Source organism: Lachnoclostridium sp. MSJ-17 (assembly GCF_018918205.1).
In the GTDB taxonomy this organism is placed as follows: Bacteria; Bacillota; Clostridia; order Oscillospirales; family Acutalibacteraceae; genus Ruminococcoides.
Genome location: NZ_JAHLQB010000051.1, coordinates 1 through 12762 on the forward strand (window position 1 = coordinate 1; position 12762 = coordinate 12762).

Consider the following 12762-nt stretch of genomic DNA (forward strand, 5'->3'; position numbering starts at 1 on the left):
AACGAAACAACGCTTGAGACGGTTGTTCTTTTGACGCGCGAACCCTGATATGAAAAACGGCTTTAAGAATTGAGTAAAACGTCGGCAGATGTCGCAATAAACGGAATGATTTCTCTTGACCGACGGCACGCGAAAAGCTATAATATTATTATATGGCATATTATTGAAGGAAGTGATAATATGAAATATCATAAGCTCACGGAAAACGCGGTCAAGCCCGACGGCTTCTGGGGCAAACTGATGATTCGCTCGATGAACAAGGGTCACAGCGAGCTCACAGACTGGGCGCTTACGCATTTCCCGATCAGGAGCGGAAGCGTCGTTCTGGACGTAGGCTGCGGCGGAGGAAAAACCGTCGGCAAGCTCTGCGATATGGTAGGCAGCGGAAAGGTATACGGAATCGATTACTCAGGTCTGTGCGTAAAAAAGGCGGAAAATCTCAACCGCAAAAACGTGCTTTGCAACAGGGCTGTTATCCGTCAGGCTTCGGTGTCCTCGCTTCCGTTTGAAGATGAAAAATTTGACGCTGTTACGGCGGTTGAAACATATTATTTCTGGCCTGACAAGCTCGGTGATCTGAGGGAGATTGGCAGAGTATTGAAGCGCGGCGGAAGGCTGCTGCTCGTATTTGAAATGCTCGCCGACCCCGATGACCCGGAAAAGTGGAAGGCTGTTGAAAAGCGCCTCAACATAGAGGCTGTCACCCGCGAGGGTATCGAGGAAATGCTCGACCGCGCGGGGTATCAGAATATCCGGACATATGTGAGGAGCGGTACCACATGGTTATGCGCGACCGCTGAAAAGGAGTAGGAATGAAGGCATTGATCACAGGCGCGAGCTCAGGTATCGGCAGGGAATTTGCCCGATACCTCGCTGAGCTCGGCTATGATTTGATAATCTGCGCGCGGCGGACAGACGAGCTGTACAAGCTCCGGGACGAGCTCACAAACGTCCGTGTCCGCGTAATCACGATCGACCTTTCACGCGAGCAGGACGCGCTTGATCTATACGAGCATCTGAGTCTCGACGGAGAGGAAATAGACGTTCTCATAAACAACGCGGGCTTCGGCGTTTACGGCAGATTCAGCGAGGTGCCGCTGGACAGGGAGCTGCAGCTCCTGCACACCAACATCTGCTCGCTCCATATTCTGACAAAGCTCTTCCTCGGCGATATGCTTAAGAGGGACAGCGGCTTGATTCTGAACGTCGGTTCAATGGCTGGTTTTTCCGCGGGACCGACCTTTTCGAGCTACTACGCCTCAAAGAATTACGTCGTCCGTCTTACCGAGGGCATTCATGAGGAGCTGCGCCGCTCGGGCAGCAACGTCAAGGTATCCGTCCTTTGTCCGGGTCCCGTAAATACTGGCTTCAACGACGCGGCGAACGTCAAGTTCTCCGTCGGTGGTCTCGATCCGCGCAGCGTCGCACGTTACGCCTTTGACAAGGCTCAGAAGGGCAAGATGGTCATTATCCCCGGCGCGGGCATGAAGATCGTCAAGTTCTTCGAGCATTTTCTGAGCGAGAAGGCGCTGACCCGAGCGTCCTACAACGTTCAGTCGAAAAAAGACGGTAACTGAGATGCGTAAGCTGATTGATTGGTTTAACAGGCTCTACGCGCCGTTCAAGCCGTTTGTCGACAAGATAAACCGCGACAATGTTTTTGCCATCGCAGGACAGACGGCGTTCTTTTTGCTGCTGTCGAGCGTACCGCTCGCGATGTTTGGCGTGTCGATATTGCAGAGCTTTCACATTCCAGAGGAAACGCTCGACAAATTCTTCGGAATAATTCTCAACGAGACCGCCTCGCAATATATGTCCGATTTCATGAGCAACGTCTACGAGAACACTGCGGGTATCAGCCTTGTGACGATCATCGTTACGCTCTGGTCGGCGGCAAAGGGCATTCAGGCGATCACAAACGGGCTCAACCGCGTCCACAATACCTACGAGAACCGCAACTGGCTCTTTGTACGGCTGCGCTCAATGGTATATACCGTGGTTTTCTTTCTTATCATTCTCGCGACGATGATCGTCGTCGTTCTCGGTTCAACGCTCAACAGCCTTATGAAGGATTACCTCACGGTTCTGCCCGATTTTGTCGGCGTGATATACAGGCTGCGTTATTTTATTATATTCGCGTATCTGGTTGTGCTGTTCGCGCTGATTTACCGAAATATCCCGAATGTTACGCGCGAGGTGAGGAAAAAATACTGCTTCCGCTACCAGCTTCCGGGAGCCTTTCTGTGCGCTGTCTCATGGGTAGTGCTCTCTCTCGGAATCTCGATCTATGTCGATGATTTCAACGGCTTTTCGGTTTACGGAGGACTTACGCGTTTGGCGGTGATCATGGTATGGCTGTATTTCTGCATTGCCTGCCTGATGATAGGCGCCGAGATAAACGTCTTTTACCACGACAATATCCGCAAAATCTACCATATGATAAAGCCCGGGAGGAAGAAACAGAGATGAAATATCTTATAGCCGGACTTGTCACGGAGTACACTCCTCTGACTGAGGAAACGGAGCATTTTTTTGAGCCATTCAGGTATGACGGCGACAGAGAAACGGATATTACCCTCAGGTATTCCCGCGAGAATGTTGAATCGCTTCTGAAAAGAATGACTGAAGGCACGACTCTTGCTCAGGCGGAGAGCTTCGGCGTCTCGGGGATTTTTAACCGTTCGATAATCAAATACCGGGCTATGCTCGTTCACTCCTCGGCGCTTGTCTGCGGCGGCAAGGCGTACCTTTTTTCCGCGGAATCGGGAGTAGGCAAATCCACTCACACCCGACTTTGGCTCGAAGAATTCGGCGATGAAGTACACATTCTGAACGACGACAAGCCGGTCGTGCGAATTTTTGAGGACAGGCTGCTCGTCTGCGGTACTCCTTTTGACGGCGGCAGCGGAATCGCGCTCAACGAGAGCTGTCCGCTCGGAGCGATCGTCTTTGTTGAGCGGGGAGAGGAAAACTCCGTCCGGGTCCCGACAAGCAGGGAAGTAATCCAAAGGCTGTATTTCCAGACCGCCCGATTTGTCGGAGCAAAAACGGCTGAGGAGATGCTCAAAAATTTTGATTTGCTCATCGGCAGAACAAAATTTTATATTCTGACCTGCAATATGGAAAAATCGGCGGCACATACCGCGCGCAGAGAAATAATAAATTAATTTTAAAATAAATAAAAACCCTCCGTTTGCGGAACACTAATTCCGTGACGGAGGTGTTTTTATGTACAAAAGATTTATCGCTTATTTCCTCGTTCTCGCGTTCGCATTCGCGGCGTTTCTTAGCAATTCCGCGACTGTCAGCGCCTTCGATATGGACGACCTCAAGAGCGGCGACCGCATGAAGCTCGGCTATTCGATCATCAACGGCTATTCAAAGCTCAGCTCGCGCAGCGGTCTGACGGACTACGGCAAAACTGCTGTCTACTGCGGTCAGGATTTGTCGAATCCGTATTTGATCGCGCTAGCCGGTACCTTTTACTTTACAAACGGGGTAGACCTTGAGCGCACCCTGACCGACAACGAATACGCCCTTGATCTTGTAAGAAGGCTCAACGGCTTTCTCAAAACTATGGGCGTAAAAAACGAGAGAGCCGCTTCACTCAAGGCGGCGCTGAAAAACGAAAAGGTGCCTGTTATCGAGAGTCTTGACAACGTTGGATTGCTGTTCATCAAGACGGACAGCGCGTTTGCGAACAGGCTCATGAACGACGACAGGGTCGACTTTGTTTTCGCGGGCGGAGAGGTTCCGCCGAGTATGAAGGACTTGAACATGGACGGCAAATCCGACAGCCTCGACGCGGTGTATATCCAGCGGTTCCTTGCGGGAGAACGCCTGTGTCCGGACGATGACGAGAACGAGTATATCAAATTCGCGGCTGATATCGACGGCGACAAAAAGCACGATATCAACGACGCCATGATACTTCTTCGGGACGCTTGACGCGCCCCGAAATATTTTTTAAAAGCTGTTGACAATCGGTGTAAAATGGTATAAAATAGTTTTATATCAAACAGTTTAATTTCGAACTGTTGAAAATTGAACTATTGAGGTGATTCTATGACGGAGACCGTCGAAATCGGCGCGATAGGCCGCGAAATCAAGGCGATTGACCATCTGATGCAGCGCGAGATCCAAAAGACCGCCGCTCAGATGGGAATCGACAAGGTGACGGTTATGCACGGCTGGATTATCGGCTTTCTGATGACGGCAGGCGGCGACGTTTACCAGAAGGACATCGAGTCGCACTTCGCGATTTCGCGTTCCACGGTGACTAATATCGTCAAATGCATGGAGAAGAAGGGCTACATAAACCGCGAGTCGGTGGATTCCGACGCCCGCCTTAAAAAGCTCGTGCTCACAAAGCAGGGCAGAGAGGTCGGCGAGACCATGCACAATGCCGTCAGAGAAAACGAAAAGCGTTTTGACGATATTCTGACCGAAGACGAGAGCGCGCACTTCCTGTCGCTCATACGGAAGCTGCGGCTCGGACTTGAAAATTCCGCTTCAAAGGGGGAAAACGTATGATAAAAACATTAGGCAGGCGAATCAAGGGCTATGTGCGCGAATCGGTGCTGACTCCGGTTTTCATGATTCTCGAGGTCGTGACCGAAACGATAATCCCGATGCTCATGGCGACTATGATCGACGACGGTATCAACAAGGGCGATATGAATCATATCATTATTACAGGTCTGTGGATGCTGCTCTGCGCGTTGATAGCCCTGTTCGCGGGCGCGATGGGAGCCGTTTACGGTTCGAAGGCGTCGGCGGGCTTTGCGAAAAATCTCCGTCAGGGCATGTTTGAAAACATCCAGAGCTTTTCATTCGCGAATATCGACAAGTATTCCACGGCGGGTCTTGTCACCCGAATGACGACTGACGTTACCAACGTGCAGAACTCCTATATGATGATACTGCGCATCTGCTTCCGCGCTCCTGTAAACCTGATCGCCGCGATGACAATGACCTTTTTGATAAACGCGAGACTCGCGAGCATCTATTTGATTGCGGTAGTGTTCCTCTCGATAGTGCTTGCGTTCATCATTATCCGCGCGAACAAGTATTTCACGGAGGTTTTCAAGCGCTACGACGACCTAAACGCGAGCGTGCAGGAGAACGTTTCCTCAATCCGCGTGGTAAAGGCGTTTGTCCGTGAGGAGCACGAGAATAAGAAGTTCAGCAGGGCGGCAAACAACCTCTACAATCTCTTTATTAAGGCGGAAAAGCTCATTGTTTCAGTCACTCCGCTGATGACTTTGACCGTCTACGGCTCCGTTATCGCGATAAGCTGGTTCGGCGCGTTAATGATAGTCAACAGCGAGCTCACGACCGGAGAGCTTACGACAATGCTTACATACTGCATGCAGATTCTTATGAGTCTGATGATGGTCGGCTTCATCTTTGTGATGCTCACAATGAGTATGGCAAGCGCTCAGCGTATCGCGGGTGTGCTCAATGAGAAATCGACTCTCACAAATCCGGAAAACCCCGATTACGATGTTCCCGACGGCAGCATCGACTTTGAGAACGTCTCGTTTTCCTACAGCGAAAAGAGCGAGCGTCCGGTTCTCAACAACATAAATCTCCACATCAAGTCGGGCGAGACGATAGGTATCGCCGGCGGCACCGGCAGTTCGAAAACCAGCCTTGTAAACCTTATCGGCAGACTTTACGACGCAAGCGAGGGAACAGTCAGGGTCGGCGGCAAGGACGTCCGCTCATATGACCTCGAAACCCTCCGCGACAAGGTCTCTGTCGTACTGCAGAAGAACGTCCTGTTCAGCGGCACGATTCTTGATAATCTCCGCTGGGGCAACGAGAACGCCACCGAGGAGGAGTGTATCGAGGCATGCAAGCTTGCATGCGCCGACGAGTTTATCCAAACCTTCCCCGACGGCTACAACACACGCATCGAGCAGGGCGGAACGAACGTCTCAGGCGGTCAGAAGCAGCGTCTTTGCATCGCGAGAGCGCTTCTCAAGAAGCCGAAGATACTCATTCTCGACGACTCGACCTCGGCTGTCGACACGGCGACCGACGCCAGGATACGCCGCGCCTTTGCCGAGGAGATCCCGGATACCACAAAAATCATCATCTCTCAGCGCATATCGAGCGTTGAAAACGCGGACAGGATCGTCGTTATGGAGAACGGCGCGATCAACGCCGTAGGCACACACGACGAGCTTTTGAAAACCTGTCCGATATACCGCGAGACCTACGTTGCCCAGACAGAGGGCAGCGGCGACTTTGACAAGAAGGGAGGAAACTGATATGGCAGGACCGATGGGACACGGAAGAAGAAATATGGGACCGCGTCCGAAGGTCAAGAACCCCGGACAGACCTTCAAGCGCCTTCTCGGACTCATTCTCAAAAACTACAAATTCCACCTCATAACCGTATTTGTCTGCATAATAATCAGCGTATTCTCGAGCGTACAGGGCACCCTGTTTATCCGCAACCTGATCGACGACTACATCGTGCCAATGCTCTCTCAGCCTGCTCCCGATTTCACACCGCTGATTTTCGCTATTCTGCGCGTGGCGGCATTCTATCTTGTCGGAGCGGCGGCAACCTATGCGTATTCCAAAATAATGATTTACGTCACTCAGGGCACCATGCGCGACCTGCGCTGCGATATTTTCAGGCACATGGAGAGCCTTCCGATAAAGTATTTTGACACCCACCCGCACGGCGACATAATGAGCGTTTACACAAATGACGTTGATACCCTTCGCCAGATGGTCAGCCAGAGTATGCCTCAGATTTTCTCGAGCGCGATAACGATAGTCTCGGTTCTCGTCAGCATGTTCATTATCAGCGTACCGCTTACGCTGATCACGCTCGGCATGGTTTTCGCGATGATGGTGGTGACAAAGACGATCGGCGGCAAGAGCAGCAAGTATTTTCTCGCACAGCAGGTCGACCTCGGCAAGGAAAACGGCTACATCGAGGAAATGATGCAGGGTCAGAAGGTCGTAAAGGTTTTCAACCACGAGAAAAAGAGCATTGAGGAGTTTAACGAGCTCAACGAGACGCTTTTCCACAGCTCCTACAACGCCAACATGTTCGCAAGCATGCTCATGCCGATAAACGGTCAGATGGGCAATGTCAGCTATGTTCTTTGCGCGATAGCGGGCGGTGTGCTCGCGACCTCGGTCAGCGGCTTCTTCGGAATCTCGCTCGGCAGTCTTGTCAGCTTCCTGTCGTTCAACAAGAGCTTCAGCCAGCCGATCACCCAGGTCAGCCAGCAGTTCAACAGCATCATCATGGCTTTGGCGGGTGCGGAGCGTATTTTCACGCTGCTCGACGAGCCGTCCGAGGAGGACAACGGCTACGTAACTCTTGTCAACGCGAAAACAGTCGACGGCAAGCTCACCGAAACCGATGAACGCACGGGCTTGTGGGCATGGAAGCACACGCATCAGGCAACGGGCGAGGTAGACTATATCCCGCTTAGGGGCGCTCTTGTAATGGACGACGTCGACTTTGGCTACACCGATGAAAAGATGGTTCTTCACAACGTCGACATCGACGCTAAGCCCGGTCAGAAAATCGCCTTTGTCGGCTCGACCGGCGCGGGCAAGACGACTATCACCAATCTTATCAACCGTTTCTACGACATTCAGGACGGCAAGATACGCTACGACGGGATTAATATCAACAAGATACGCAAGTCCGATCTGCGCCGTTCACTGGGAATAGTTCTGCAGGAGACCAACCTGTTCAGCGACACTATCATGGAGAATATCCGCTACGGCAGGCTCGACGCAACCGACGAGGAGGTCATCGCGGCGGCAAAGCTCGCGAATGCCGACAGCTTTATCCGACAGCTTCCGGACGGCTACAACACCGTAATAAAGGCTGACGGCGGCAATCTCAGCCAGGGTCAGCGGCAGATGCTCGCAATAGCAAGAGCCGCGGTAGCCGACCCGCCGGCGCTGATTCTCGACGAGGCGACAAGCTCGATCGATACACGCACCGAGAGAATGGTTCAGGAGAGCATGGATAAGCTGATGAAGGGCAGAACGACCTTTGTCATCGCCCACAGACTCTCGACGGTAAGGAACTCTGACTGTATCATCGTGCTCGAGCAGGGAAGGATCATCGAGCGCGGCACTCACGAGCAGCTCCTCGAGCAGAAGGGCAAGTACTACAGCCTCTACACGGGCAAGGCGTCATAAAATAATTGCCGTTTCCGCCTGTATTGTATTGATTCCCGACACAATATGTTGTATAATACAGGTGGAGGTGGGCGTATGAAACACAAAAACTTGTTATCGGCGGTATTAGCGGCAGTCATGCTTGTGATCACTCTCTGCTCCTGCGATATCGCCGATATTTTCGTGGAAAACACGGACAGCTTCACACCCGATATGTACGTTCACTTTCTGGACGTGGGGCAGGGCGACAGTATTTTTCTGGAGCTCCCAAACGGCAAAACAATGCTTATCGACAGCGGCGAGAACTACCACGGCGCCGCGATACTCTCGTACATAAAAGAACGCGGCTACGACAAAATCGACTACCTTGTCGGCACCCATCCGCACTCTGACCATATCGGCTCAATGGCGTATATCGTCCGTAACATCAAGATAGGCTCTGTTTATCTGCCTAAGGTCGCCACGAATACAGTCATGTACGAGAAGCTGCTCGAGGCGGTCGAGAAGAAAAACCGCAAGATTCAAAACGGCAGAGCAGGAAAAACGATCGTGAGGGACAAGGACAGTGACTTTGTCGCGAGGATAATCGCGCCGCTTGAGGTCGACGAGAAAAATCTCAATAACAGCTCTGTTATGATCCTTCTCGATTACAAGGACGCTACCTTCCTTTTTACGGGCGACGCAGAGAAGGACGAGCTGAAAACGATAAAGGTTGACGTTACCGCTGACGTGCTCAAGGTAGGACACCACGGCAGCCGCAACGCAAATCCCAAGGACTTTCTTGAGAAGGTTGACCCGCAGATAGCCGTGATCTCGTGCGGAGAGGATAACGACTACGGCCACCCGCACAAGGAAACGCTTAAAATCCTCGAAGGAATGGACTGCGAGGTTTACCGCACCGACAAGGATCAGACCGTGACCGTGTATACCGACGGTGAAAAGCTCGGAGTTGAAACGGGCGGAGAAGTGATAGAAAGGGCGAAGTGATGAAGAAATTTACGGTTGACCGCATTGAGGGAGAGCTCGCTGTGCTCGAATGTGAAAACGGCAGCTTTGTCAATATGGAGCTGGGCTCGTTACCGAAAAATATCCGCGAGGGAGATATAATCCGCTTTGACTCAAACAGCTGCTTTCTGAGCGCGGAGGAAACAGACCGCCGCCGTCAGAAGATGCAGAAGCTTATGGACAGGCTTTTTACAGACGAATAAAAAGAAAAAATCCCGGAATTCAGGCGCACTGGATTTCGGGATTTTCTACAGTCTGAGCGGCAGGTACACACTTATCCCGCCCGGATATTTGTGATTTTCAATTTATTCGTTAAATAATGATGTAATCTGAGAATTAATAAATAAACAGAAAGAATTGACTTTACACCCAAAATTTGTTAAAATTAAATAGGGTATTTTTGAGCTATAAGATAAAAAATTACTCCATAATAAGCTAAAAGGGCTGACGTGATTATTCATGCGCGTTATGTAGTGCAGAAAATTAAGACGGGCAGCCATTTTTTCACAATTCGTTAAAACACAGGCGTATTCTGCGGCACAGCTCTGTTACGCGAGTGCGTTTGAAAGTAAAGGAGGATAATATGAAACAATTTACAGCCATTTTGCTCGCCGTGAGTATGATCGTTACCCTGATGACCGGCTCTTTGGTGAGCGCGAACGCATATTCAGACGATTCTGCCGCCGGAGGTACGGGAGATGGAAGCTATGCGCCTGTCAACTCGATATTTCTCCATGACGCAGGCAAAAGCGAAACCTTATTAGAAGGCGGTTCGGCAGAAATGGAACGTGTTTCGGAAACCCTGTTCCGTTACACCTTCGAAGACCTGAACCCCGACAGCTGCTACGTCTTTCACTTCTACATAAATAATGATATCAATGATCGCTTTGGCAGGGGGACAGATCTTAAAGACTATGGTTTTGATGTGCCGATTCGGGTAATTCACTATCCATATGGTGAGAGACCAAGTGCCATTTAGATCAATCTTACGGAAAATAATATTACTATACCGCCGGACGGGTATTCGTATGACGCAACCGTTAGTTTAGATCTTTCAAATTATGATGCGAACAACCCATATGACCCGGATGGCTACGCGGAGTACACCATTTCGCTGCAGCGCAAATACCGGATCAAAAGCGCCTTTGATTGGGACATCTTCTGAAACCGCGTCACTGATGAAGAAACATATAACCACTTCCAGAACGATACCATCTATCTTGAAGACGATATCGCCGTAAAGCAAATGGCGGGCACAGATACTCATGATTTCGGCGGTTCGTTTGACGGACAGGGTCATATGCTGACGTTCAACTGCAAAGACAACGATGACTACATTGCTCCGTTCAGTTATTGCGGCAACGACAGAGGTGCTTTTGACGAACCCGTTACGTTCAAGAATCTCGTTGTTAAGAGCACTATTATGAACAGCGGCACACACGCTTCAGGACTGATAGGTCAGTGCAGAGGTAGGGTGAAGATTGAAAATTGCACGGTGAATATTGACATTGATACCACTCAGGAATTTGCAGCGGGATATGTCGGCTCATTCAAAAAAGGAAAGCTCGACATCGTCGGCTGCACTGCCGAAGGCAGCATCTATACCTCGACGAGGTATGCAGCAGGATTTGTGGCAGAGACAAATGCTACAAGTACTCTCACAGATTGTCTCAGCAGTGTTGCGATTTACAGCAGTGTGATCGGTGACGGCTCACACGGCGGCTTCGTCGGACTTTAGACTAACCGTTCCGGTCCTGTAGTCTTGATCGAAGGCTGTGCTTTCAACGGAAGTCTCCTCGGAAACAGAACGAACTGCTGCGGCGGCTTTGTCGGCTGGTGTAACAATTCCATCTATCTCCGCAACAGTATTTTTGCTCCTGCCGTGGTAACTGTCGGCAACAAAGACAGCGCCATGTTTGTCCGCGGCGGCGCAACTACCTCCTTCAACTGCTACTACATCTATGCGCTCGGCACAGATTCCGGCAATCAATGCACTCAGGGATATGCCGTTACCGCCGGTGAGAATACGACGGTCAATCCCGGAGGCGGCGTCAATCATTACAAAACAAGCAAAATCAACACATCCGGCAAGGGCATTCAGTTTGATGACGTGGTCTATGCCGGCGCAAATGAAAATATTTCTCTCACACTTCTCAATACTCCTCCGGAAGGAATGATCTGTTCCGGTTATTCGGTGAACAGAGGAATACTCACGGGAACCGAAAATCCCTACCACCTTGAAATGACCGGCCAAAGCATAGTTGTGACTGCAAAATTTGTTGAAAAAACGAAGAAGGTCGGCGACGTCGATCTTGACGGAGAAGTTACGATTCACGACGTCACGGAGATTCAGAAGTATATTGCGAAGTTGGTAAAATTTAATGAAGAACAGCTCGCGCTGGCGAATACCAACGGAGACAGTTCGATCGACATTTGCGACGCAACGTATTTGCAGATGTATCTTGCCGAACTGATTCCGGAGCTGTCCTAGCCGGCTCTGACGGCAAACTTGCCGGCAACTTTCACTGATGTAAAGCCATTTGCATAAGATTTAAAACAAACAGGACACCCACCGAATCGTGAGTGTCCTATTGCTTTTGAGCCTGCGCCGGACCTTTTCGGCAGGCTGAATCGCTCCCTTGCCCGGGAGCGATAAATTTATTTCTGTCAGCCGAGCACACCACAGCACAGCGTATTTCGGCGCATTTGCCATTTGACAGAATACGCGCGCATTCTCCGAGCGTGTTGCCGGTGGTTATGATGTCGTCGATGATCAGCACGTTTTTGTCCTTGATAATATCTTCGTCAATCAGACGATAAACGCCGTAAACATTTTTCTCGCGGTCACGACCGCCGGTTTTGTGCTGAGGCTGGTTGCGTTTGAATTTCTCGAGCGTGTCAAGATAGGTAAGCCGCATTAAAGCGGCGCATTCGCGGGCAAGCAGCTCAGCCTGGTTATAGCCTCTGTTGCGCTTGTCCTTGCGGTGCATAGGAACGCAGGTAACATAATCGAAGCGGACGTCTCCGTGGATTTCCGAAACAGCGCGTACAAGCTGCGCAGCCAAAGGCCGGGCATAATCGCCGCGGTTATGAAATTTCAGAGCTTTGACCGCTTTTGCATAAACGCCGCTGTATGGAAAGGGAGCGGCGCACAGAAAACCGCCGGCAGTGTAACGGGAATAGCAAAACCCCGGGAAATTCCGCGGGCAGATCTTGCAGGCGTAGTCGCTGTCGTCAATGACCTTGTCGCAATAAGGACAACGGGACGGAAACACCGACACTGCAGAAAAGTGAAAAAGCTTAGAAAAAATACTCATGGCAGCAAAAATCAAAAAAAGGTTTACCGTTTCTTTCTCATATAATAATACCACCGAAAACGCCGGAAAAGCAAGCAAATTATTAAGTTTTTGAATTTTGAAAAAATTTTTCAAAAACAGTTGACAACCACGCCACTCTGTGATATAATAACTCTTGTTGAGTCCGCAGAGGACAAAAACAGAATATGCGAGTGTGCTGGAATAGGCAGACAGGCACGTTTGAGGGGCGTGTGTCTTTGACGTACGGGTTCAAGTCCCGTCACTCGCACCA

14 protein-coding genes and 1 tRNA gene are annotated in these 12762 nt (G+C 50.6%); 14 read left to right on the top strand and 1 reads right to left on the bottom strand.

Features of this window, described 5'->3' with window-relative positions:
• The first annotated feature begins 180 nt into the window (after positions 1–180).
• The 13 genes from KQI64_RS04430 to KQI64_RS04490 all read left to right on the top strand — a co-directional run bounded on the left by KQI64_RS04430 (position 181) and on the right by KQI64_RS04490 (position 11665).
• The gene (locus KQI64_RS04430; protein WP_216523523.1) at positions 181–810 is read left to right on the top strand and encodes a class I SAM-dependent methyltransferase; all 630 of its coding nucleotides are present in this window, start codon (positions 181–183) and stop codon (positions 808–810) included.
• A 2-nt stretch (positions 811–812) separates the two neighbouring features.
• On the top strand, positions 813–1577 hold the full coding sequence (locus tag KQI64_RS04435) for an SDR family NAD(P)-dependent oxidoreductase (RefSeq protein WP_216523524.1): 765 nt from the start codon (positions 813–815) through the stop codon (positions 1575–1577).
• A gap of 1 nt (position 1578) precedes the next feature.
• Positions 1579–2469, top strand: coding sequence for a YihY/virulence factor BrkB family protein (locus tag KQI64_RS04440; RefSeq protein WP_216523525.1), 891 nt, complete (start codon positions 1579–1581; stop codon positions 2467–2469).
• Positions 2466–3167 (top strand): hypothetical protein, encoded by a 702-nt coding sequence (locus tag KQI64_RS04445; RefSeq protein WP_216523526.1) that lies wholly within the window; start codon positions 2466–2468, stop codon positions 3165–3167. Before KQI64_RS04440 ends, KQI64_RS04445 begins: the two co-directional genes overlap by 4 nt.
• Before the next feature lie 61 nt (positions 3168–3228).
• A complete protein-coding gene (locus KQI64_RS04450) occupies positions 3229–3948 on the top strand; it encodes a dockerin type I repeat-containing protein (RefSeq protein WP_216523527.1) in 720 nt (239 codons plus the stop codon).
• A gap of 117 nt (positions 3949–4065) precedes the next feature.
• A complete protein-coding gene (locus tag KQI64_RS04455) occupies positions 4066–4533 on the top strand; it encodes a MarR family winged helix-turn-helix transcriptional regulator (protein WP_216523528.1) in 468 nt (155 codons plus the stop codon).
• A complete protein-coding gene (locus KQI64_RS04460; protein WP_216523529.1) occupies positions 4530–6278 on the top strand; it encodes an ABC transporter ATP-binding protein in 1749 nt (582 codons plus the stop codon). The genes KQI64_RS04455 and KQI64_RS04460 overlap by 4 nt, the downstream gene beginning before the upstream one ends.
• A gap of 1 nt (position 6279) precedes the next feature.
• A complete protein-coding gene (locus tag KQI64_RS04465) occupies positions 6280–8190 on the top strand; it encodes an ABC transporter ATP-binding protein (protein ID WP_216523530.1) in 1911 nt (636 codons plus the stop codon).
• 75 nt (positions 8191–8265) lie between these two features.
• A complete protein-coding gene (locus KQI64_RS04470) occupies positions 8266–9156 on the top strand; it encodes a ComEC/Rec2 family competence protein (protein WP_216523531.1) in 891 nt (296 codons plus the stop codon).
• Positions 9156–9377 (top strand): DUF3006 domain-containing protein, encoded by a 222-nt coding sequence (locus KQI64_RS04475; protein WP_216523532.1) that lies wholly within the window; start codon positions 9156–9158, stop codon positions 9375–9377. The genes KQI64_RS04470 and KQI64_RS04475 overlap by 1 nt, the downstream gene beginning before the upstream one ends.
• 380 nt (positions 9378–9757) lie before the next feature.
• The gene (locus KQI64_RS04480; protein WP_216523533.1) at positions 9758–10153 is read left to right on the top strand and encodes a hypothetical protein; all 396 of its coding nucleotides are present in this window, start codon (positions 9758–9760) and stop codon (positions 10151–10153) included.
• Between the two features lie 267 nt (positions 10154–10420).
• Positions 10421–10912 (top strand): hypothetical protein, encoded by a 492-nt coding sequence (locus KQI64_RS04485; protein ID WP_216523534.1) that lies wholly within the window; start codon positions 10421–10423, stop codon positions 10910–10912.
• A 24-nt stretch (positions 10913–10936) separates the two neighbouring features.
• Complete coding sequence (locus KQI64_RS04490; RefSeq protein WP_216523535.1) at positions 10937–11665, top strand: dockerin type I repeat-containing protein; 729 nt, start codon at positions 10937–10939, stop codon at positions 11663–11665.
• 97 nt (positions 11666–11762) lie between these two features.
• Here KQI64_RS04490 and KQI64_RS10605 read toward each other — a convergent pair whose 3' ends face one another.
• Positions 11763–12449: a ComF family protein gene (locus KQI64_RS10605; RefSeq protein WP_216523536.1), complete on the bottom strand. Its 687-nt coding sequence runs from the start codon at positions 12447–12449 to the stop codon at positions 11763–11765.
• Positions 12450–12678: 229 nt separating this feature from the next.
• On the opposite strand from KQI64_RS10605, the gene KQI64_RS04500 reads away from it, so the two are divergent.
• Positions 12679–12762 (top strand) — tRNA-Leu (locus tag KQI64_RS04500).

Bases quoted from the DNA above. Each gene is read 5' to 3' on its own strand.
- KQI64_RS04475 (WP_216523532.1), top strand. From the start codon at position 9,156: ATGAAGAAATTTACGGTTGACCGCATTGAGGGAGAGCTCGCTGTGCTC.
- KQI64_RS04445 (WP_216523526.1), top strand. From the start codon at position 2,466: ATGAAATATCTTATAGCCGGACTTGTCACGGAGTACACTCCTCTGACT.
- KQI64_RS04455 (WP_216523528.1), top strand. From the start codon at position 4,066: ATGACGGAGACCGTCGAAATCGGCGCGATAGGCCGCGAAATCAAGGCG.
- KQI64_RS04485 (WP_216523534.1), top strand. From the start codon at position 10,421: ATGGCGGGCACAGATACTCATGATTTCGGCGGTTCGTTTGACGGACAG.
- KQI64_RS04470 (WP_216523531.1), top strand. From the start codon at position 8,266: ATGAAACACAAAAACTTGTTATCGGCGGTATTAGCGGCAGTCATGCTT.
- KQI64_RS04460 (WP_216523529.1), top strand. From the start codon at position 4,530: ATGATAAAAACATTAGGCAGGCGAATCAAGGGCTATGTGCGCGAATCG.
- KQI64_RS04430 (WP_216523523.1), top strand. From the start codon at position 181: ATGAAATATCATAAGCTCACGGAAAACGCGGTCAAGCCCGACGGCTTC.
- KQI64_RS04435 (WP_216523524.1), top strand. From the start codon at position 813: ATGAAGGCATTGATCACAGGCGCGAGCTCAGGTATCGGCAGGGAATTT.
- KQI64_RS04465 (WP_216523530.1), top strand. From the start codon at position 6,280: ATGGCAGGACCGATGGGACACGGAAGAAGAAATATGGGACCGCGTCCG.
- KQI64_RS04440 (WP_216523525.1), top strand. From the start codon at position 1,579: ATGCGTAAGCTGATTGATTGGTTTAACAGGCTCTACGCGCCGTTCAAG.
- KQI64_RS04450 (WP_216523527.1), top strand. From the start codon at position 3,229: ATGTACAAAAGATTTATCGCTTATTTCCTCGTTCTCGCGTTCGCATTC.
- KQI64_RS04480 (WP_216523533.1), top strand. From the start codon at position 9,758: ATGAAACAATTTACAGCCATTTTGCTCGCCGTGAGTATGATCGTTACC.